The organism is Brevibacterium sp. 1718 (assembly GCF_051131255.1).
GTDB lineage: Bacteria > Actinomycetota > Actinomycetes > Actinomycetales > Brevibacteriaceae > Brevibacterium > Brevibacterium sediminis.
In genome coordinates, this window is record NZ_CP186550.1 from 2,001,005 (window position 1) to 2,020,197 (window position 19,193).

At 63.9% G+C, this 19,193-nt stretch carries 20 protein-coding genes and 3 tRNA genes; 10 read left to right on the plus strand and 13 right to left on the minus strand.

From position 1 onward, the window contains the following. Positions 1–91: 91 nt before the first annotated feature. Together ACOZ9V_RS08980 and ACOZ9V_RS08985 are read left to right on the plus strand one after the other, a co-directional pair. Positions 92–1,393 (plus strand): EAL domain-containing protein, encoded by a 1,302-nt coding sequence (locus ACOZ9V_RS08980; protein ID WP_229663919.1) that lies wholly within the window; start codon positions 92–94, stop codon positions 1,391–1,393. A gap of 92 nt (positions 1,394–1,485) precedes the next feature. Then, positions 1,486–1,562: transfer RNA gene (locus ACOZ9V_RS08985), tRNA-Ile, on the plus strand. Positions 1,563–1,603: 41 nt separating this feature from the next. On the opposite strand, the gene ACOZ9V_RS08990 is transcribed toward ACOZ9V_RS08985, so the two are convergent. Beyond that, on the minus strand, positions 1,604–2,131 hold the full coding sequence (locus ACOZ9V_RS08990; protein ID WP_434595211.1) for a hypothetical protein: 528 nt from the start codon (positions 2,129–2,131) through the stop codon (positions 1,604–1,606). Positions 2,132–2,289: 158 nt separating this feature from the next. Between ACOZ9V_RS08990 and ACOZ9V_RS08995 the strand changes: the two genes are divergently transcribed. Next, the gene (locus tag ACOZ9V_RS08995; RefSeq protein WP_039211244.1) at positions 2,290–2,781 is read left to right on the plus strand and encodes a DUF3145 domain-containing protein; all 492 of its coding nucleotides are present in this window, start codon (positions 2,290–2,292) and stop codon (positions 2,779–2,781) included. A gap of 275 nt (positions 2,782–3,056) precedes the next feature. On the opposite strand, the gene ACOZ9V_RS09000 is transcribed toward ACOZ9V_RS08995, so the two are convergent. The 6 genes from ACOZ9V_RS09000 to aceE all read right to left on the minus strand — a co-directional run bounded on the left by ACOZ9V_RS09000 (position 3,057) and on the right by aceE (position 10,809). Beyond that, positions 3,057–4,301, minus strand: coding sequence for a beta-ketoacyl-[acyl-carrier-protein] synthase family protein (locus ACOZ9V_RS09000; protein WP_139467143.1), 1,245 nt, complete (start codon positions 4,299–4,301; stop codon positions 3,057–3,059). A gap of 67 nt (positions 4,302–4,368) precedes the next feature. After that, positions 4,369–4,620, minus strand: coding sequence for an acyl carrier protein (locus ACOZ9V_RS09005; RefSeq protein ID WP_025776743.1), 252 nt, complete (start codon positions 4,618–4,620; stop codon positions 4,369–4,371). 119 nt (positions 4,621–4,739) lie between these two features. Next, positions 4,740–5,741 carry a beta-ketoacyl-ACP synthase III gene (locus tag ACOZ9V_RS09010; RefSeq protein WP_139467145.1) on the minus strand — a complete coding sequence of 334 codons (1,002 nt, stop codon included), beginning with the start codon at positions 5,739–5,741 and terminating at the stop codon, positions 4,740–4,742. 18 nt (positions 5,742–5,759) lie between these two features. Then, positions 5,760–6,665 carry an ACP S-malonyltransferase gene (locus ACOZ9V_RS09015; protein WP_139467147.1) on the minus strand — a complete coding sequence of 302 codons (906 nt, stop codon included), beginning with the start codon at positions 6,663–6,665 and terminating at the stop codon, positions 5,760–5,762. Between the two features lie 34 nt (positions 6,666–6,699). Next, positions 6,700–7,920 carry a PucR family transcriptional regulator gene (locus ACOZ9V_RS09020; RefSeq protein WP_139467149.1) on the minus strand — a complete coding sequence of 407 codons (1,221 nt, stop codon included), beginning with the start codon at positions 7,918–7,920 and terminating at the stop codon, positions 6,700–6,702. A gap of 126 nt (positions 7,921–8,046) precedes the next feature. Beyond that, a complete protein-coding gene (aceE, locus tag ACOZ9V_RS09025) occupies positions 8,047–10,809 on the minus strand; it encodes a pyruvate dehydrogenase (acetyl-transferring), homodimeric type (protein ID WP_139467150.1) in 2,763 nt (920 codons plus the stop codon). Positions 10,810–11,102: 293 nt separating this feature from the next. Here aceE and ACOZ9V_RS09030 point away from each other — a divergent pair, with 293 nt between their 5' ends. The 3 genes from ACOZ9V_RS09030 to ACOZ9V_RS09040 all read left to right on the plus strand — a co-directional run bounded on the left by ACOZ9V_RS09030 (position 11,103) and on the right by ACOZ9V_RS09040 (position 12,478). Beyond that, positions 11,103–11,546, plus strand: a complete 444-nt coding sequence (locus ACOZ9V_RS09030) for a DUF3052 domain-containing protein (RefSeq protein WP_139467151.1) — start codon at positions 11,103–11,105, stop codon at positions 11,544–11,546. After that, a complete protein-coding gene (locus ACOZ9V_RS09035) occupies positions 11,543–12,010 on the plus strand; it encodes a redoxin domain-containing protein (protein ID WP_139467153.1) in 468 nt (155 codons plus the stop codon). The genes ACOZ9V_RS09030 and ACOZ9V_RS09035 overlap by 4 nt, the downstream gene beginning before the upstream one ends. Positions 12,011–12,073: 63 nt before the next feature. Further along, positions 12,074–12,478 carry an HIT family protein gene (locus ACOZ9V_RS09040; RefSeq protein WP_139467155.1) on the plus strand — a complete coding sequence of 135 codons (405 nt, stop codon included), beginning with the start codon at positions 12,074–12,076 and terminating at the stop codon, positions 12,476–12,478. A gap of 26 nt (positions 12,479–12,504) precedes the next feature. Here the strand turns inward: ACOZ9V_RS09040 and ACOZ9V_RS09045 are convergent, their stop codons facing one another. Beyond that, positions 12,505–13,266 carry a MerR family transcriptional regulator gene (locus ACOZ9V_RS09045; protein ID WP_139467157.1) on the minus strand — a complete coding sequence of 254 codons (762 nt, stop codon included), beginning with the start codon at positions 13,264–13,266 and terminating at the stop codon, positions 12,505–12,507. A gap of 71 nt (positions 13,267–13,337) precedes the next feature. Next, a complete protein-coding gene (locus tag ACOZ9V_RS09050; protein ID WP_181270482.1) occupies positions 13,338–14,519 on the minus strand; it encodes a trans-sulfuration enzyme family protein in 1,182 nt (393 codons plus the stop codon). 109 nt (positions 14,520–14,628) lie between these two features. On the opposite strand from ACOZ9V_RS09050, the gene ACOZ9V_RS09055 reads away from it, so the two are divergent. From ACOZ9V_RS09055 to ACOZ9V_RS09065, 3 genes are read left to right on the plus strand one after another with little or no spacing between them, the layout of a single operon-like run. Then, positions 14,629–15,105 (plus strand): Lrp/AsnC family transcriptional regulator, encoded by a 477-nt coding sequence (locus ACOZ9V_RS09055; protein ID WP_101546684.1) that lies wholly within the window; start codon positions 14,629–14,631, stop codon positions 15,103–15,105. Between the two features lie 17 nt (positions 15,106–15,122). Then, on the plus strand, positions 15,123–15,311 hold the full coding sequence (locus tag ACOZ9V_RS09060) for a hypothetical protein (protein ID WP_434595216.1): 189 nt from the start codon (positions 15,123–15,125) through the stop codon (positions 15,309–15,311). Then, complete coding sequence (locus ACOZ9V_RS09065; RefSeq protein WP_434595219.1) at positions 15,308–15,550, plus strand: hypothetical protein; 243 nt, start codon at positions 15,308–15,310, stop codon at positions 15,548–15,550. Before ACOZ9V_RS09060 ends, ACOZ9V_RS09065 begins: the two co-directional genes overlap by 4 nt. A 79-nt stretch (positions 15,551–15,629) precedes the next feature. Here the strand turns inward: ACOZ9V_RS09065 and ACOZ9V_RS09070 are convergent, their stop codons facing one another. From ACOZ9V_RS09070 to ACOZ9V_RS09080, 3 genes are all read right to left on the minus strand, one after another. Beyond that, complete coding sequence (locus ACOZ9V_RS09070; protein ID WP_139467162.1) at positions 15,630–16,220, minus strand: DUF2249 domain-containing protein; 591 nt, start codon at positions 16,218–16,220, stop codon at positions 15,630–15,632. 157 nt (positions 16,221–16,377) lie between these two features. Beyond that, positions 16,378–16,451, minus strand: a tRNA-Val gene (locus ACOZ9V_RS09075). 118 nt (positions 16,452–16,569) lie between these two features. Beyond that, positions 16,570–17,055, minus strand: coding sequence for a TetR family transcriptional regulator (locus ACOZ9V_RS09080; RefSeq protein WP_139467163.1), 486 nt, complete (start codon positions 17,053–17,055; stop codon positions 16,570–16,572). A gap of 82 nt (positions 17,056–17,137) precedes the next feature. Between ACOZ9V_RS09080 and ACOZ9V_RS09085 the strand changes: the two genes are divergently transcribed. Next, positions 17,138–17,214: transfer RNA gene (locus ACOZ9V_RS09085), tRNA-Pro, on the plus strand. Positions 17,215–17,523: 309 nt separating this feature from the next. On the opposite strand, the gene ACOZ9V_RS09090 is transcribed toward ACOZ9V_RS09085, so the two are convergent. Beyond that, positions 17,524–18,981 carry a uracil-xanthine permease family protein gene (locus ACOZ9V_RS09090; protein ID WP_434595222.1) on the minus strand — a complete coding sequence of 486 codons (1,458 nt, stop codon included), beginning with the start codon at positions 18,979–18,981 and terminating at the stop codon, positions 17,524–17,526. Between the last annotated feature and the right edge of the window lie 212 nt (positions 18,982–19,193).

Below are 19,193 nucleotides of genomic sequence, written 5' to 3' on the forward strand. Positions count from 1 at the left end.
GGCGCGCCCGGCTGAGTGAGGCAATCGTCAGCTGTCAGCGCAATAATGTTACGGATTTTAGACAATCCGCTGTGTCCGAATGTGGAAGACTGTGAACGCACATCAGCCCATGGAAGGAAACGCAGTGGTCGAGGCCGTACCCGATGACGAGCTGGAGCTCGAGGAACTCGTGCGCTCGGGCGGGATCGAAACCTATTTCGCCCCCGTCGTCGACGCACTGACCTTCCACCGAGTCGGCCACCAGATTCTGCAGGCTCCCACGGGTTCCCCGGAGTTGGGTCGCGCCGAGTCGGAGAACCTGCGCCACGCCATGCGCGCCTCGACGATCACGGGTGATATCGATGCCTCTCTGCGTGACTCTGCGCTGCGCACGGCAGAAGGTGCCGGACTGCCGAAGTCGAACCGCCTGTTCCTCCATGCCGAAGCTGAGTCTTTCGCGACCCTCGAGGACCGCACCGGAGAACCCGACCGCTCGGTCATCCTCCAGCTCGACGCCACTCGGGTCGCCTCGTCCCCGGCCTCCGTGCTGCGCTCGGTGCGCTCCGCACGCGCCATGGGATGGGGAGTCGGCATGTCTTCTGTGGGTGCCGACCTGCGCAGCACCGCTTTCGTCCCGCTGGTCAATCCTTCGGTGGTCGGACTCCACCCGGACGTTCTGCGCATCGACTGCGACTCTCATCTTGCCGAACTCAACCGTCTTCTCCACGCCCATCTCGAACGCACCGGTGCGGTCATCCTCGCCGACGGTGTCGAGACCGAAGACGACCTGGACCGTGTGCGTGCGCTCGGGGCACGGTTCATGTCTGGGCCCTACTTCGGTGAGGCCACGAAGCAACCGCAGGCGTTCTCCGAGCCGAGCGAGGATGCCCTCGTCTCTCACTACTCTCGCAATCTGCCTGCGCTGGGCACCCCGTATTCGATCTCTCAGGGACTGCGGCGCGAGCCTCTGGTGATGAACCGCGAACTTCTCGTCGCTCAGATCGCGGCATTGGAAGAACGCGCTCTGGCATCGGGTACCGCAACCATCACCCTCGGCGTGTTCGGGGAGGACGACGAATTCTCCGAGGCGACGCGACTCCGGTACGAGAAGATCCGGGACACCGTGGGGCTCACGGCGATGTTCTCCGGCGGCTTCGACGGACCGCCGATTCCCGGAGTGCGCACCGGACTCGTCGACGCGTCCGATCCCATCCGCAACGAACACGGCGTCGTCGTGGTCGGGCCGGACTGGTCGGGCATGGTTGCCGCGTCGAAACGCAACGACCCGGGCAGCGACGGACAGACCGTCTTCGATGTCTACATCACGACCGACCGATACACATGCGTCGACGCCGCACGCAGCGTTCTCACTCGCGTCGCACCTCTCACCGCAACGGCGAAGCTGCGGACCTGAGCAGCGCGAGTCCGGGTGTCTCGACTCCGCTGAACGCACGTGTGATCCGAATGGGGAAGCGGACTCCGATGGTGCTAATGTTGTCTCGGCTGGCCCCCGTAGCTCAGCTGGTTAGAGCAGGGAACTCATAATTCCTTGGTCGTCGGTTCAAGTCCGACCGGGGGCACCACGAAGCGCTCCGCTGATTCGGACGCGAACCCTCAGGCCCCGTCACTCAGCTTCTGTTGGCGGCTCGACTTTCTCATTCGAATTCGGTTTGAAGACGGTCCCGGACAACGGAGCGTAGGCAGTCCACTCTCCGTCCGGTTCGTTCCTGACGAGTTCGGCAATTCTGCGGTCGTCTGCCTCCGCCTCGTCGAACAGCCGTGTGAAAGCTGCTTCCGCCTTCGGGTTCTCGGCGGAATGCTCGGCCCGTATTCGCATTGCCTCGGTGTCGTCATCGGATGAAGAGATCTCGACGACGAACTGCGGGCCGACTTCGGCAGACACGAGTCGCGCGAGATGCACGCCTTGCTCGGCGAAAATGCGCGCAGCAGTCTCCGGCACCCAATTGAAGTCGGAATCCAGCGAGTCATAGTAGGACTGTTCCCATGCCTCCAGCTGCGCGACAAGTGCGCCGGACAGCCCCGTGTCCTCGTAGTCGATGGGCGTGCTGATCCACAGCACCGTACCTGCATAGTCGGGGAACATGCGGATGGTCCGCGGCGGTCGTTCGTCGGTCATCTGCTCCTCGGTCATGGCGCCAGCCTAACGCCGATCATTCGCTCGGCCCAGACACCCGACGCCACCAGCATCTTTGATGCTTGGCTGCACGCCGAACATCGACTATCATGTGGTCAGCACCTCCTTTCGGATCGTAGGGGAAGACGTATCCGAGGTAGGAGGCAGAAATGGATATGACTCAGGGCGTGCTCTTCGTCCACTCAGCACCTCGTGCGCTGTGCCCTCACATCGAGTGGGCAGCGGGCGGGGCCATCGGCGCACAGGCACGCTTCGACTGGACACCCCAGCCGGCAGCACCAGGTCTCGTGCGCGCAGAAGTCTGCTGGCGCGCGCCCGCAGGCTCCGGAGCTCGCATCGCATCCGCCCTGCGCGGCTGGGACTCACTCCGCTACGAAGTCACCGAGGAGCCCTCGGCCGGAGTCGACGGCGGTCGATGGAGCCACACACCCGATCTGGGCATCTACCACGCTGTCACCGACACAGCCGGCAACATCCTCGTCCCTGAAGACCGCATCCGCTCCGTGATGGAACGCGCTGCCGGGGACCCGGCGAAGTTCTCCTCGGAGATGGCGATCGCCCTCGGCGAAGCCTGGGACGAGGAGCTCGACGCGTTCCGCCACGCAGGTGAAGGCGCACCGGTGCGCTGGCTGACGAAGGTCGGCTGAGCCGCTCCCTTCACCGCCGAACTGCACTCAGGTGCGAGAGTACGGGCGTTCACAAATGCCGATGGGCACACCTTCCTACCTCGGGTGTGTCCATTTCGCATGCTTTCGTGCCTGAACGCCCCGTGCACGACGCGCTGCACAAATTACCTTCCCAAGCACGCACCGCGTCCTGCGCCCTCATGGAAACGGCCCACTCTGAGTCGGAAAGCACAGTTTCAAAACCGTGCTTTCCGACTCAGAGTGGGCCGTAGAGCTGTCTGAGTTCGCTCAGAACCTCAGACTGAGCGGAACGCGACGACGGCGTTGTGACCGCCGAAGCCGAACGAGTTCGTGATCGCTGCGATATCGCCGGCAGGCAGATCAGCAGGAGTGTCACGGACGATGTTGATCCCCTTGACCTTCGGGTCGACTTCGTCGATGTTGATGGTCGGGGGAGCGGTGCGAGTCTGCAGCGCCTTGACCGTGAGGATCGCCTCCACGGCACCCGTACCTCCGAGGAGGTGTCCGGTCATCGACTTCGTGGCCGAGACCAGTGCATCGGAGACGTTGTCACCAAGGAGTTCGCTGATGGCCAGCGATTCCGGGATGTCTCCGACCGGAGTCGACGTGGCATGCGCGTTGACGTGCTTGATTTCGCCGGCGGTCAGACCTCCGGCGTCGAGTGCCTGCTGCATGGCGGCCAGCGCGTGCTTGCCCTCCGGCTCTCCACCGGTGATGTGGTAGGCGTCGTTCGAGATGCCCCAGCTGGCCACCTCGGCGTAGATCTTCGCTCCACGAGCCTTCGCATGCTCCTCGGTCTCGAGGATGAGCGTGCCCGCACCTTCGCCCATGACGAAGCCGTCGCGGTCGACGTCATAGGGACGCGAAGCGGTCTCGGGTGAATCGGTGCGACGTGACAGCGCCTGCATCGAATTGAACGCGGCAAGAGTGATCGGGTGGATCGCTGCTTCCGAACCGCCGGCGATGATGATGTCGGCCTTGCCCGAAGCGAGAACGTCATAGGCGTGGCCGAGGCTCTCGGTCGATGAGGCGCAGGCGGAGACCAGGGTCTGCACACCGGCACGTGCCTTGAATTCCATGCCGATAGCGGCCGCAGGTCCATTGGGCATGAGCATGGGAACTGTCAGGGGCATGACCCGGCGCGGGCCTTCCTCCTGCAGGGTGTCCCAGGCGTCGAGCAGAGTCCAGACTCCGCCGATCCCGGTGGCCCAGGAGACGGCGGTGCGTTCCGGATCGGTCTCCTCGAGACCGGCATCGGCCATGGCTTCACGAGCAGAGATGAGAGCGAACTGGCTCGAAGGATCGAGGCGTTTGGCCTGGACCCGTTTGAGATTGTCGGGCACGACCTGTGGGTCGACCTGCGCTGCGAAGTCCACGGCGAGGCCGTACTTCTCTGACCAATCGTTGTCCATCGTGTGGACGCCGGACTGACCGGCCAGAATGGCTTCCCAAGTGGCATCGACAGTCGCGCCCAAGGGGGTTACCGCACCGATTCCGGTGACGACAACTTTAGATGTCATGGTACAAACCTCGTCGATAGTGTGGACACGGCCCGTCTGTGGACGGGCCGTGTTCGGCTGCTGTGTGTCAGGCTTCCTGAGCCTTGTTGATGTAGTCGACAGCGTCCTGAACGGTGACGAGGTCCTTGACGTCGTCATCGGGGATCTTCACGCCGAACTTCTTCTCAGCGTTGACGACGATGGTCATCATCGAGATGGAGTCGATGTCGAGGTCATCGGTGAACGACTTGTCGGCTTCGACTGCTTCGACAGCCAGGCCGGTCTCTTCGTTGACGATCTCTGCCAGCCCAGCGAGGACTTCAGCTTCGGTGAATGCCATTTCTTTCCTACTTTCTGATTTCGGTCGAGGGTTTTTCGACCGTTTGAGGAACTTTTCGACGAGTGTCCCGCCGAATATCTTAGGACATTCACGGAGAGTTTTCCGTGAATGGGTGTGTCTCAGGGCAGGCGCACGACCTGAGCACCGTAGACGAGGCCCGCACCGAAGCCCATCTGCAGGGCGAGACCGCCGCTGAGTTCGGGCTGTTCACGCAGGAGACGTTCGGTGGCCAGTGGGATCGACGCCGCCGAGGTGTTCCCGTTGTCGGCGATGTCACGTGCGATGACAACGGACTCGGGGAGCTTCAGCTGCTTGGCGAGCTCGTCGATGATGCGCATGTTCGCCTGGTGTGGGATGAATGCAGCGAGGTCCTCGGCCTCGATGCCGGAAGCAGCGAGAGCCTCCTTTGCCACCTCGGCGCCGTCCCACACGGCCCAGCGGAAGACGGTCGGCCCGTCCTGACGCAGGGTCGGGAAGGGCAGTTCCCGGTCGTCACGGATGTCGTAGAGGGAATCCGTCATCCGGATGGTCGACCAGTTCTCGCCCTTCGAGCCCCACACCGTCTTCGAGATGCCGGGTTCGTCGGAGGAGGACACGACGACCGCGCCGGCGCCATCACCGAGGATGAACGAGATCGAACGGTCCTCGGGGTCGATGACCTCGGAGAGCTTCTCGGCTCCGATGACGAGGACATTGTCGAGCGTGCCTGCACGCACCAGTGCATCGGCCTGCGAGATACCGTAGCAGTAGCCGGCACACGCCGCGCTGATGTCCCAAGCCGGAATCGGCCCGGTCCCCAGTCGTGCGGTCAGAGCCGCAGCCGCTGAGGGTGTGAAGTACTCGAACGTGACGGTCGAGATGATGATGCCGCCGACGTCCTCCGGCTTCAGCCCCGCCGAGGCGATCGCCTCGAGCGCGGCTTCCTCGGACATGTCGAGGACGCCGACGTCCTTGCTGGCACGACGGCGGGTGACGATGCCCGTGCGCTGCCGGATCCATTCGTCGGAGGAGTTGATGGGTCCGGCGATATCGTCATTGGTGACGAGGTTCTCCGCACGGTAGGCACCGATTCCGGCAATGCGGGAGAAAGTGCCGAGTTCGGCAGTCTTGAGTGTAGGCATGGCGTCTTCTTTCGATTCTCAGGCGTGGGCTGCCGCGAACTCACGCGCGCCGTCGAGGTCGGCGGCCGATTTGATGGCGAATGTCTCCACGCCCTTCATGGCGCGGCGAGCGATTCCGGTCAGCGTGCCACCGGGGACGAGTTCGATCATTCCGGTCACACCGGAGTTCAGCAGCGCCTCCTGGCACAGATCCCAGCGCACCGGGTTCGTGACCTGCTTGACCAGACGGTCGACATACTCTCGGCCGGCTTCGACCGCAGTGCCGTCGGAGTTGCTGAGGATCGACACGGAGGGATCGGAGACCTCCATCGCCGAGGCGGCGGCATCGAGATCAGCGGTGGCGGGAGCCATGAACTCGGTGTGGAAGGCGCCGGCCACTGCCAGCGGGATGACCCGAGCACGTTCCGGCGGGTTCTCGGCCAGGGTCTCGAGCGCCTCGAGAGAGCCGGCAGCCACGGTCTGGCCTCCGCCGTTGACGTTGGCGGGGCTGGCCCCGGCGGCCTCGATCGCGGCGAGAACGTCCTCGGGCTGGCCGCCGACCACGGCGGACATGCCGGTCGGGGTGACGGCGGCAGCGGCCGCCATTCCATCGGCACGGACCTTGACGAAGGCCATGGCGTCCGCCGGGGTGAAGATGCCTGCGATCTGTGCGGCTGCGATCTCTCCCACGGAGTGGCCGGCGACGACGGCAGGGCTGACGCCGAGCTCAGCGGCGCAGGCGACGGCGGAGGCGACGAGCAGAGGCTGTGCCACCGCGGTGTCCTTGATCGTCTCGTCATCGGATTCGGTTCCGTGCAGACGCAGATCGATTCCCGATGCGGTCGAGAGTTCGTCGATCTGTGCCGAGAAGGTGTCGAGTTCGAGGAACGAACTCAGGAAACCGGTCTTCTGGGCTCCCTGGCCCGGACAGGTGATTGCAAGCACTCAGTTCTCTTTTCGTTGGGTTCCGTTGATCAATCTAATGGACACTGGACCGATCTCGGCGAGATTTGTCGTTGTTCGACAATACGCCGTCCTCGGACAGTCGCCCATACACCAAGGCGATGTGGATGACGAAGGCATCACGCGAAGTCGTCGGATCGAGCCCGATGGCGTCGGTGATCTTCCGCAGTCGGTAGCGCACGGTATTCGGGTGCACGGACAGTGCCTTGGCCGTGGCTTCGAGCGAGGACCCGAATTCGACATAGGCGCTCACGGTCTTCAGCAGCTGACCCGTTCCCGAGGTCAACGGTTCGTAATAGCGTTCGATGAGTTCGGTCAAGGCGATCCGGTCCCCGGACAGGGCGCGTTCGGGCAGAAGATCATCGGCTTTGACCGGGCGCGGGGAATCGGGGCGGGCGGTCGCCGCCTTGAGTGCGCGGATCGCCGCCTTCGCCGAGGTGGCCGCTTCGGCAAGTCCCGGCACTGCCGGTCCGACGATGACTTCGGAAGGCCCGAAGCAGTCCGAGAGGTCCTCGACGGCATCGTCGAGTTCCGTCACCCCGCCGAGGACGATGAGCAGACGGTTGTCGTGGATGCCCACAAGAGCATCATCGGCCCAGCGACTGGCCTTGCGGCGGATGCCGTCCAATCCCTTCTTCGCCGAGCGCTGCGGTGCGCGGCCGACGATGACGCACACGGGACCTTCTGACTGCCAGCCGAAGGCAGCGGTGCGGCTGGCGAGTTCGTCGACGGAGTCTCCGCGGACGAGGGCGTCGACGACCATCGCCTCGAGTCGTGCGTCCCAGCTGCCTCTGGCCTCTGCGGCCCGGGCGTAGACATCGGCCGCGGCGAACGCGATCTCCCGGGAGTAGATGAGCACCGCTTCGCGGAGCGCCGGCTGCTCGACGGGGCGAGCGATGTCCGGAACGCGTTCCTCGACGACTTCGACGACGATCTTGAGCAGCTGCAGGGTCTGCTGCAGGCTGATGGCCCGGATGAGGTCGCGTGGCGCAGTCTTGAAGATGTCGGAGACCACACGCAGATTCGTATCGGGCTTGCGGTACCAATCGACGAACGAGGAGATGCCCGATTGGGCGAGCAGCCCCACCCAAGAGCGATCGGACGACGACATCGAGCGGTACCAGGGCAGCTGAGCCTCCAGCCGCTGCAGAGTCACCGATGACAGGACGCCGACTCCGGCACGCAGTCTGCGGGCGGTTTCGGCACGACGGCGCAGGGTCTCGGCATCAGACATCATGAGCACGAGTTTAGATGAATGAGAACAATCCGGTTGTCAGCGACATACAAAGAGTCGAAAAAGGTGACAAATATGGCCGGAGTCTTGGAGACTCCGGCCATATTCGCTGTCAGTGTGCGGGCGAGATCAGGCGCCTGCCCCCTCGGTGGAACCCGAGTTGCCGGCACGGACATCGTTGAGCTGGTACTTCTCAGCCGCCTCGGCGGCCTTGTCGATCGAGATCTTCCCGGTATCGGCCAGCGAGATGAGTGCCTGCGTGACCACGGAAGGACCATCGACGAGGTAATAGCGACGTGCGGCAGGACGGGTGTCCGAGATTCCGTATCCGTCGGTCCCCAGCGAGGTGAAGTGGCTGGGCACGTACTGGCGGATCTGATCCGGCACTGCGCGCATATAATCCGAGGTCGCGATGACCGGGCCCTCGGTCTCGGCCATCTTCTCGGTGACATACGGAGTCCGCGGTTCGGATTCGGGGTTCTTCAGACGCTCGTTCTCGGCGTCGAGTCCGTCACGGCGCAGCTCGGTCCACGACGTCACCGACCACACATCAGCCGAGACGCCCCAGTCCTGGTCAAGCAGCTCCTGAGCCTCGAGCACCCACGGCACACCGACGCCGGAGGCCATCAGCTGAACCTTCGGTCCGCCGTTGTCGGGTCCCTTCTTCAGGAGGTAAAGACCCTTGAGCACGCCTTCGACGTCGAGATCCTCCGGTTCGGGCGGCTGGACCATCGGCTCGTTGTACATGGTGATGTAGTAGAGCACGTCAGGATCTCGCTCATCGGCGGGATCGTACATCCGGTGGATGCCGTCCTTGACGATATGCGCGATCTCATAGCTGTAGGCCGGGTCGTACGAGACCACGGACGGATAGGTCGACGCCAGCACGTGCGAATGTCCGTCGCCGTGCTGGAGGCCCTCGGCCACCAGAGTGGTGCGTCCCGCGGTGGCGCCGAGGACGAAGCCGCGAGCCATCTGGTCACCGGCGGCCCAGAAGAAGTCACCGGTGCGTTGGAAGCCGAACATCGAGTAGAAGATGTAGAACGGGATCATCGGCTCACCGTGGGTGGCATACGAGGTGCCGACCGCGGTCAGTGCCGCGGTCGCCCCGGCCTCGTTGATGCCGACGTGGAGCAGCTGACCGTCCGTGGCCTCCTTGTAGGCGAGGAACAGGTCGCGGTCGACGGAGATGTAGTTCTGTCCGTGCGGATTGTAGATCTTCGCCGTCGGGAAGAACGAGTCCATGCCGAAGGTGCGAGCCTCATCGGGGATGATCGGCACGATCCGGTGGCCGAACTCCTTCTCCCGCATGAGATCCTTGAGCACGCGTACGAAGCCCATCGTGGTGGCGATCTCCTGTTTGCCTGATCCACGACGACCGGCCTGGTAGGCCTTGTCCGAGGGCATCTTGAGATCGACATGGGTCGATCGACGCTCGGGGGAGTAGCCGCCGAGCTCCGCGCGGCGCTCCTGCATGTACTTGATCTCGGGTGCGTCGACACCCGGGTGGTAGTACGGAGGCAGCTTCGGGTTGTCTTCGAGTTCCTTGTCCGAGATCGGGATCTGGAAGTGATCGCGGGCGAGCTTGAGATCGTCGACCGTGAGCTTCTTCATCTGGTGCGTGGCGTTGCGGGCCTCGAAGTGCGGTCCGAGCGAGTAGCCCTTGACCGTCTTGACGAGGATGACGGTGGGCTGTCCGGTGTGCTCCATCGCGGCCTTGTAGGCGGCGAAGACCTTTCGGTAGTCATGCCCGCCGCGCTTGAGGTTCCAGATCTGCTCGTCGCTGTAGTCCTCGACCATTGCCTTCGTCCGCGGGTCGCGGCCGAAGAAGTTGTCGCGCACGAAGCCGCCGGACTCACCCTTGTAGGTCTGGTAATCGCCGTCGGGGGTGGCATTCATGAGGTTGACGAGCGCGCCGTCGCGGTCCTTGGCCAGCAGCGCGTCCCATTCGCGTCCCCAGACGACCTTGATGACGTTCCAGCCGGCACCGCGGAAGTACGACTCGAGTTCCTGCATGATCTTGCCGTTGCCGCGGACGGGCCCATCGAGACGCTGCAGGTTGCAGTTGATGACGAAGTTGAGGTTGTCGAGCTCTTCGAAGGCAGCGACGTGGAGCATGCCGCGGCTCTCCGGCTCGTCGAGCTCGCCGTCACCGAGGAAAGCCCAGGTCTGCTGCTGTGAGGTGTCCTTGATCCCACGATTGTGCAGGTATTTGTCGAACTGTGCCTGCGCGATCGCATTCATCGGTCCCAGACCCATCGACACCGTCGGATGCTCCCAGAAGTCGGGCAGCTGGTGCGGGTGGGGGTAGGACGGCAGTCCCTGCGGCTTGCCGTCGATGAAGTGCGACTGCTGCTGACGGAAGCCGTCGAGCTGTTCTGCGCTCATCCGGCCCTCGAGGTAGGCGCGCGCATACATGCCGGGGGAGGCGTGGCCCTGATAGAAGATATGGTCGCCGCCGCCTGGATGGTCCTTGCCGCGGAAGAAGTGGTTGAGACCGACCTCGTAGAGGGTCGCCGAGGAGGCGTAGGTGGAGATGTGCCCGCCGACCTCGACGCCGGGACGCTGTGCCCGGTGGACGAGCATGGCGGCATTCCAGCGGTTCCAGCGACGGTAGCGGCGTTCGACCTCTTCATCTCCGGGGAACCAGGGTTCGTTCTCCGGACCGATGGTGTTGACGTAGTCGGTGGCAGTGAGGCTGGGCACGCCGATCTGCTTCTGGCGAGAGCGCTCGAGCATGCGCAGCATGACATAGCGTGCTCGAGTCCGACCGCCCTCGTCGATGAGGCCATCGAGGGAGGCCAGCCATTCAGCGGTCTCCTCCGGGTCGATGTCGGGCACCTGGCTGGGCAGCCCGTTGAGGATGGGCCCGCCCTGATTCCGATTGTCCACGATGTGGTCCTCTCTTCAGCTCCACGATCTTCTTTGGTGTAGAGATCATGACCATCGGATGGTGTGTGCTCCGCAGGTTGTCTGAGCCCAGAGGCCACCCGATCTACCTGTCAGCCTAGTACTCCCAGCCGAACTTCGCGCTCCCGCGAAGTTGTGATCTCTCTGACGCATCTGCGCACTGTGCTGACAGGCTCACAGTCCGGTGTGCTGATTGAGTGCCGTTTGAGTGCGCTTGCCGCGCGCGGGCGCGCCGATATTTGCACCTTGGCCACTGTTGGCGGAAGAATACAGGCATGAGCAACTCCGCTTCTGAAAGGACATCCTCCACTTCGACCCTCGCAAACGAGCTGGGACACAACCTCGGCTTGAAAAAGGGCGACTATGTGCAAGAGGTCGGCTATGACGACGACGTCGATCAGGCACTCTGCGAGGCGATCGAGAACATCATCGGAGACAAGATCGCCGATGGCGAAGAGGATGACGTCTACGACGTGATCCTCATGTGGTGGCGGTCGGACGACGACGACCTCGTCGACGGTCTCGTCGACGCCCAGACCACACTGAAGGAGGGCGGAGTCGTCTGGCTGCTCAGCCCGAAGGCGAACCGTCCGGGACACATCAGCCCCGCCGACATCTCCGAAGCGGCTCCCACCGCCGGAATGCACGTGACCTCCACGGTCAGCGCCGCCGACGATTGGGCCGGATTCCGGCTCGTGGGCAAGAAGAACTATTCATGATCCTGCGGCCCGGTGATCGGGCCCCGGATCTCACCCTTCCCGATCACCTCGGATCGGTCATCACCCTCACCGAGGCGGCCCCACTTACCGCTCGTGTGCTCGCATTCGTTCCGTTCGCCTTCTCTCCGATCTGCGGAGACGAACTCGCCGCTCTCGAACAGTGGCAGGAACGGATGCGAAAGGGCTCTCATGCCGTCGACGTCGCGGTCGTCTCAACCGACTCCAAGTACACCTTGGCGGCGTGGGCACGGCAGACGAGGGTCGACGTCACTCTCGCATCGGACTTCTGGCCCCACGGTGAGGCGGCTCGCGCGTTCGGCGTCTTCGACGAGGTCCACGGTGTCGCCGAACGAGGAGTCTTCGTCATCTCACCTGCGGGTACGATCGTGAGTGGCAGGCATGTCGCCCGCACCGAGACTCGGGACTTCTCCGAGGATTTCGCCGCGGCGCTTTCCAGCCTCTGAGAATCGAGCCTCGCCGAAGAACCGATCGACGGCACCTTCGGCGCCTATTGAGGAGGACCCATCATGGCCACGCTGTTCACGAAGATCATCAACGGAGAGATCCCCGGCACCTTCGTCCATCAGGATGACAAGTGCGTCGCATTCCTCGATGTCGCTCCGATGACCGAGGGCCATGTGATGGTCGTCCCGCGCGACGAGATCTCTCACTGGATCGACGCCGACGCAGAGCTTCTCGCCCACCTCACCGCAGTGGCGAAGAGGATCGGAGAAGCCCAGAAGGCGGCCTTCGACTGCGAGCGGATCGGCCTCCTCATCGTCGGCTACGAAGTGCCCCACCTGCACATCCACGTCCTGCCGACGAACTCCATGGATGACTTCGACATCTCCGACCGTGCTCCGATGCAGACACCGGAGCAGCTGGAGGCGCCCGCCGAGAAGATTCGGCAGGCGCTCTCCGCACTGTCCTGATCCGATGCTGCTCGGCTCAGATCGACTCAGAGGCCTTTGACCTCGAGGTAGTGGTCGAGTGAGTCTCTGACGAGCTCGGCTCCCGCGGTTCCGCCGTAGTTCGCGCCGAATCGCGGGTCGTCGACATACATCTGCCCGAGACCGCGCACGTATCCTCCGAGGTCTCCGTCGGGATCATCTGCGGGCGTGCCCGGAACTGCTCGCAGCCATTCGATATGACGTCGGGCGAGGTCCTGGCAGCGGTCCGATTCGGGACGCGCCCCCGCCTCGGCGGCGGCGATCCAGTCCGCGGAGAGAGCGGAAACGAGGGCTTTCCACTCCTTCTTCTCCTCAGGCGACTGGCTGGACCACCATTCGTCTCCTCGTCGGTAGGCGTCGGCTCCCCAGCGCCTGGTCACTTCCTCTTCGTACTCGCGATGGTCGAAACCATCGAACATCTCTTCAGCCATGAGCGGCTCACCTGCTTTCAGTCGTGTGATGGTGACGGTGACGGCGGTGAGCTGTCGGTCGAGCCGGTCTCTCTCGCGTCCGAGTGAGACCAGATGCTGCGACAGCGCCTCGACCGGATCGTCTCTCCGATCGAGTACCTCCGATATCGTCGTCAATGGCAGTCCCAGCTCCTTGAGCAGCAGGATGCGCTGGAGGCGCACCAGGGCTGCTTCGTCGTAGCAGCGATAGCCGTTGGCGGCGATGGAGGTCGGCGGCAGCAGACCGATGGCGTCATAATGACGCAGGGTTCGGCTCGTCGTTCCCGTCAGCCGTGCGATTTCCTGAATGGACCAGTCCATGCCTGACAGCTTAGAAGTTGACGCGGCGTCAAGGTCAAGAGCCGTTTGAGACCTTCGACGAGTGGACGGTGTCAGGCCGCTTCGCGAATCGCGTCCAGCGCCGTGAATAGGTCGCGTGCAAGGTCGTCGACATGTTCGAGCCCGACCGACAGGCGGACGAGGCCGTCGCCGGGCTTCGCCGTCGCGGCTACGGGCCGGTGTGTGAGTGAGGCCGGATGCTGGACGAGGGTATCGGCGTCGCCGAGCGAGACCGCGTGCACGATGAGGTCGCAGTGTTCGACGAAGGTGCGGGCCGCTTCGAATCCACCGGCGAGTTCGATGGCGATCATCGCCCCTCCGCCGCGCATCTGCGAACCGACCAAACCTCGCGGATCGGACCCGGCGAGACCGGGATAGTGGACCCGGGCGACCTCGGGGCGTGTCTGGAGACGACGAGCGAGCTCACCTGCGGTGTCCTGAGCTGCGCGCATCCGCACGGCCAGCGTCCGCAGCCCGCGATGGAGGAGATAGGCGCCCATCGGGTGCAGGAGGGCCCCTGTGATGGCGCGGACCCGGCGCAGGCGCATGGTCCATTCGGTGTTCGTCGCGATGATTCCGCCCATCGCGTCGCCGTGACCGCCGAGGTATTTCGTGGCGCTGTGGAGGACGAGGGCGGCCCCGTGATCGATCGGCCGTTGGAGCACGGGGGTGCAGAAGGTGTTGTCGACCAGCACCGGCACAACTCCCGCTGCGGCGACGACCGAGCCGATGTCGACGAGGTCGAGGCTGGGGTTCGCCGGTGTCTCGACGATGACGAGCCCGGTGTCCTCGCGAATCGCCTCGGCGATCTGGTCCTCCTCCGCCCAGGTGACCGACGCGCCGAGAAGACCTGACTCGAGCAGGTGGTCACTGCCGCCGTAGAGGGGACGGACGGCGACGATATGGGGCGTCCCGGCCTCGACTGCGGCCAGCAGCGCGGCGGTCATGGCAGCCATTCCCGTGGCGAAGGCGACGGCAGATTCGGCGTTCTCCAATTCGGCGAGCGCGGATTCGAATCGCGCCACACCGGGCTGCCACAGACGTTGGTAGACGGGGGAGTCCCCTTCCTTCAGAGGATGTCCGCTGGCGAGGCTCTCATAGGAATCTCCTCCCGTGCGGACGTCGTTGACCGGGTTGGTGGTGGAGAGGTCGATGGCGGGGACATGGACGCCTGCGGCCGCGAGACCGTCCATTCCGCCGTGAACCATACGGGTCTCAGGGTGCATAGAAGTCATAAGCGCATTCAATACACTTCTCCCAGTCTGTGCAATGAACGTGCAATCTCCTCCAAGTATTCGGCCGTTTCCGGGATAGTCTGCGATCAGATATGGGAGACTGTGACTCATGTCGCAGAACGTCTCACTCGATGACACCGATCTTCGCCTTCTGCAGGAGCTCAACGCCGATGCCCGGGCCTCGGGTGCGGTCTTGGCTGCGGCCGTCGGGATCTCCGAATCGACGGTCTCCCTGCGTCTCAAGAGACTGAAGTCGCTCGGCGTCATCCGCGGCTTCCATATCGACGTCGATCCGACTGCGCTCGGGGTCGGTCTGCAGGCTCTCGTATCGATTCGGCTGGCCAAACACGATCGGGCCGAGATCGACGCGTTCACGGCGGCTGCGCCGAAGTTCCCTGGGGTGGTGCGGATGTACCACATGGCCGGAGCCGATGACTACCTGCTGCATATCGTCGCCACTGACACCGCTGCGGTACAGTCCTTCGTCCTCGACTACCTCACCCGATATCCCGCTGTCGCACATACGCGCACGAACCTCATCTATCGGGTCGAAGACGGTTCTGCCTGGATCCCTTCGGAGGCCTGAACTGCCATACTGGCTTCATGGCAGAGAACAAGACCCAGCCGACCGATGCCGATGTCGCCGCTTACCTCGATTCGGTGACTCCCGAGAAGCGTCGCGAGGATGGAATCGCTCTTGACGCGATCTTCCGAGACGTCACCGGTGAGGAACCCGTGATGTGGGGCCCTCGATCGTCGGCTACGGCCGGTACCACTATCGGTCGCCCGTGAACCCGCGCAACCACGGTGAGTGGCCGGCCACGGGATTCTCCCCGCGCAGGAGCCAGCTCTCTCTGTACGGACTCAAGGACCTTCCCGAAGGAGCGAGGCTGCTCCCGCAGCTCGGAAAGTACACCGAGGGGGCCGGGTGCGTCTATGCGCGCCGTCTGGAGAACATCGACGAGGCGGTGCTGCGCCGACTCATCGCGATCGCCGCTGCCCGTCCCGACGATCCCGAGCCGGGCAGCTGATTGCACACGCTGACGGTCGATGACAGGTCCTGTCCGAGAGATCGCAGAATGACCTCGGTGGCCGAGAACGTCGCGGTGTTCATCTGCGAGCCGTGATGCTCAGCCCCGATTTGCGCTGATGGACTGAGAAGTACTGCAGTCCCGCCTCGGCGTCGGCTAGGAATCGCCGGCGGGAGCGGCGGGGCAGCCACACGATCTGACCGGGGGACAGTTCGATCGTTCCGGTTGCGGTCTCAAGGGTGCCGGCACCGGCGAGGACGTGGATGAGCACGTCGAGAGATGGGCCGGTGTGTTCGCGGATCTCGCCGCCGGGGGCGAGCGCGATGACATTCGCATCGAGGTCACGGTGGTGCGTCGGCAGCTGCCAGACGGACCCGGAATCCTCGACGGTCGCGGTCAGCTCGGCAACATCGAGAACGACGCGGGGTACAGGGGTGGCGGCACGACGGATGATGCGCACCCGAACCCCGTCCTGCGTGCTCTCCAGCGGCTCCCACCCGACCGCCTCGGCGAACTCGCGGTCCATTTCGACGCGCAGCCCTTCAGGCGAGTGGTCATTGATGAGGATCAGGCTGGAGCCGACGTCAAGATCTTCATACGCTCTGATGACGAGCGGATGCCGTTCCGACTTCGGTAAGGTCCGGACGTCGATGACGGGTTCGTCTGCCACGGCTGCCCCTCTCAATCGCTTCGATAGTTCCTCCTCGAAACTATCACCGGAGTGATGACAGCGGCCTGGGCCGGCCAGCGGCGCCGGGCAAAGACCGCTCGGGTCGGTCCTACAGGAGAACGGAAAAGGCACCCCGTGATACGGGATGCCTTGACGGTGGGCCCAGAGGGACTCGAACCCCCGACCCTCTCGGTGTAAACGAGATGCTCTAGCCAACTGAGCTATAGGCCCCACCTGCGTCGTCGATGTCTCCGACAGCGCTTGATCAGTATGCCACATCCGATGGGGACCGGCGAAACGGGAACGCAGGCGGTCGCGGGACCGGTCAGTGCGTCGGTCCGGACTGCCATCAGGAGGATCGGAGCAGGCGTGCCGCATTGGCGGCGAAATTCTCAGCTGCCTCTGCGGTGTCGACGTCGAAGATCCTGCGATTCTGCTCAACGGCCACGGCACCGAGTGTGAGGGTGAGGATTCCGTGCGAGAGTTCGGCGCCCAGGCGATCAGCACTCAGGGCCCGAGGCGCAACGTCTGTCGGAGCGATCGAATACCCCAGCAGCACGATCTCTGCTCCATCACGGTATTTCAGCAGCACCTCGCGCAGAGACATCGCCGCGGCGAGCGGGTCGGCAGTGGCGGGACAGAGGGCATCGACTTCGGCTTTGAGCGAACGTGAGATGAGGATGAGCAGTGACTGCTTGTCCTTGACGTGCCAGTACAGTGCAGACGGCTGAACGTCGAGTTCGCGGGCGAGCCGGCGCATGGACAGATCGCCCAGACCGTACTGCGAAAGAATGCTCAATGCAGTGGTGGTGATGCTTTCGGCTGTCAGTGCCAATGAGACATACCTTTCATTCTCGAGCAGAGGTCCTTTCCGATTTTTCAGATCGCGTTCCCCTCGCTATAGTAGTTCCTGGTCACGGGATATAGCGCAGCTTGGTAGCGCGCCTCGTTCGGGACGAGGAGGTCGTGGGTTCGAATCCCGCTATCCCGACCAAGGGAAAGTGCCGCAGCATCGCTCAGGCGAGGCTGCGGCACTTCTGCATTCCCGGACCGTTGCGAGACCACTCTGCGTCCAAACCATCAAGACGCGAGCAGACGCCTAGAACGAGAAGCAGCGCACGGCCGCACCGAAAGTGGTGCGGTGCGTTCTCGCCGTGGCGCAGGACCAATCGAGTTCTGACCAGATGATCGAGTTTGACCCCGATGACTGGTCCAGAACTCGATGCTGAAATGCACAAAGGCGATGGGGCGCACTGCTCGAAACCGCAGTGCGCCCCATCGCCTCAACTCGTGCTCAGACGGGTTAGCCCGGCTCTTGGGAGGAGCCGTCCGTCGCGTCGGAAGCGAACGGGTGGGTCGCCCGGCCCCGTCGAGGAGCCTGCGGCGCATCGGCTCGGTCGGCCGCCTCGGCGAAGTTCTCTGTCACGTTGTCAGGGTCTGTGCCCCGCCATCGGGCGATCGCCTTCATCACCTGATAGATGATGATCGCCGAGGCGGTGCCCAGGGCGATGCCTTCGAACTGCAGTCCGCCCGGGGTCCAGGTGAAGTTCGCGATGGCGACGATGAGCGAGACCGCGGCAGTGTTGAGATTGATCGGGTTGGAGAAGTCGACCTTGTTCTCCACCCAGATGCGCACGCCGAGCATGCCGATCATTCCGTAGAGCACGGTCGCCGCTCCGCCGAGGACTCCGGGAGGGATCGTCGCGATGATCTCGCCGAACTTCGGCAGCATGCTGAGGACGAGGGCGATGACCGCCGCGCACAGGTAGGCGGCAGTGGAGAAGATGCGCGTGGCTGCCATGACGCCGATGTTCTCGGCATAGGTCGTCGTTCCGGAACCGCCGCCGGATCCGGCGAGGATGGTGGAGAACCCGTCGGCGAAGAGCGTCCGGCCCGTCAGGTGATCGAGGTCGCGGCCGGTCATTGCGGCGACTGATTTCACATGGCCGATGTTCTCGGCGATGAGGACGAGGACGACGGGCAGGAACAGGCCGAGGTAGCCGAGATCGAACGCCGGTGCATGGAACGCGGGCAGTCCCACCCAGTCGGCTTTCGAGACGGTGGAGAAGTCGAGCTCACCCTGCAGCCATGCCGCACCATAGCCGACCAGGACGCCGATGAGGATCGAGAGTCGGCCGAGCATCCCGCGGAAGAGCACCGTGGTCAGCAGGATCGCGACGATCGTGATCACGGCGGTCAGGGGAGCGGCCTTGACCCAATCCCAGGCGGCCGGGGCCAGGTTGAGGCCGATGAGGGCCACAATGGCCCCGGTCACCACTGGGGGCATTGTCACTTCGATCCATCGGACGCCGACGAAATGGACCACGAGCCCGACGAGCGCCAAGGTGACTCCCACCGAGATGATTCCACCTTGAGCCAAAGCCATGGCATGAGGTTCGAGGTCCTCTCCGGCCGTGGCCGAGAACCCCGTGACCGCCCCGATCGGGGCGAGCAGCCCGAACGACGAGCCGAGGTAGGAGGGCATCATCCCCTTCGTGATGAGCAGGAACAGCAACGTGCCGATGGCGGTGAAGAACAGCGTCGTCGATGGTGGGAACCCGGTCAGAAGGGGCACGAGGAACGTCGCGCCGAACATCGCCACGACGTGCTGTGCGCCGATGCTGATGGTCCGCGGCCAGCTCAGACGCTCTTCCGGCAGAACCCTCTCACCGGGAGCGATCGTCCGCCCGTTTCCGTGCAGACGCCAGCCGAGGCGATTGCCTGTTCCTTTGTGGGTGTCCGTGGGTGCCGACTCCGCCATTGTGTTCCTCGTTCCGTTCTTCCCTGTACTGGGTCGTTGGCCGGCGGTCGGGCAGTGCTCCGGGCCGGCGAAAGAATTCTATGCTCCAGCTCACCGGCACGCCGACTCGACGGCTGACGAAGCGGTATGGCCGGTGTGTCTGAGGACCCTGCTCCGGAAGGCGGGGTCAGCATTCTGATAGCCTATTGAACAGTGTTCAGGGGATCTGAACT

Coding starts and splice junctions, on each gene's coding strand:
- ACOZ9V_RS08990 (WP_434595211.1), bottom strand. CDS start 2,131: ATGACCGAGGAGCAGATGACCGACGAACGACCGCCGCGGACCATCCGC.
- ACOZ9V_RS08995 (WP_039211244.1), top strand. CDS start 2,290: ATGACTCAGGGCGTGCTCTTCGTCCACTCAGCACCTCGTGCGCTGTGC.
- ACOZ9V_RS09000 (WP_139467143.1), bottom strand. CDS start 4,301: ATGACATCTAAAGTTGTCGTCACCGGAATCGGTGCGGTAACCCCCTTG.
- ACOZ9V_RS09005 (WP_025776743.1), bottom strand. CDS start 4,620: ATGGCATTCACCGAAGCTGAAGTCCTCGCTGGGCTGGCAGAGATCGTC.
- ACOZ9V_RS09010 (WP_139467145.1), bottom strand. CDS start 5,741: ATGCCTACACTCAAGACTGCCGAACTCGGCACTTTCTCCCGCATTGCC.
- ACOZ9V_RS09020 (WP_139467149.1), bottom strand. CDS start 7,920: ATGATGTCTGATGCCGAGACCCTGCGCCGTCGTGCCGAAACCGCCCGC.
- ACOZ9V_RS09030 (WP_139467151.1), top strand. CDS start 11,103: ATGAGCAACTCCGCTTCTGAAAGGACATCCTCCACTTCGACCCTCGCA.
- ACOZ9V_RS09035 (WP_139467153.1), top strand. CDS start 11,543: ATGATCCTGCGGCCCGGTGATCGGGCCCCGGATCTCACCCTTCCCGAT.
- ACOZ9V_RS09040 (WP_139467155.1), top strand. CDS start 12,074: ATGGCCACGCTGTTCACGAAGATCATCAACGGAGAGATCCCCGGCACC.
- ACOZ9V_RS09045 (WP_139467157.1), bottom strand. CDS start 13,266: ATGGACTGGTCCATTCAGGAAATCGCACGGCTGACGGGAACGACGAGC.
- ACOZ9V_RS09050 (WP_181270482.1), bottom strand. CDS start 14,519: ATGACTTCTATGCACCCTGAGACCCGTATGGTTCACGGCGGAATGGAC.
- ACOZ9V_RS09055 (WP_101546684.1), top strand. CDS start 14,629: ATGTCGCAGAACGTCTCACTCGATGACACCGATCTTCGCCTTCTGCAG.
- ACOZ9V_RS09060 (WP_434595216.1), top strand. CDS start 15,123: ATGGCAGAGAACAAGACCCAGCCGACCGATGCCGATGTCGCCGCTTAC.
- ACOZ9V_RS09090 (WP_434595222.1), bottom strand. CDS start 18,981: ATGGCGGAGTCGGCACCCACGGACACCCACAAAGGAACAGGCAATCGC.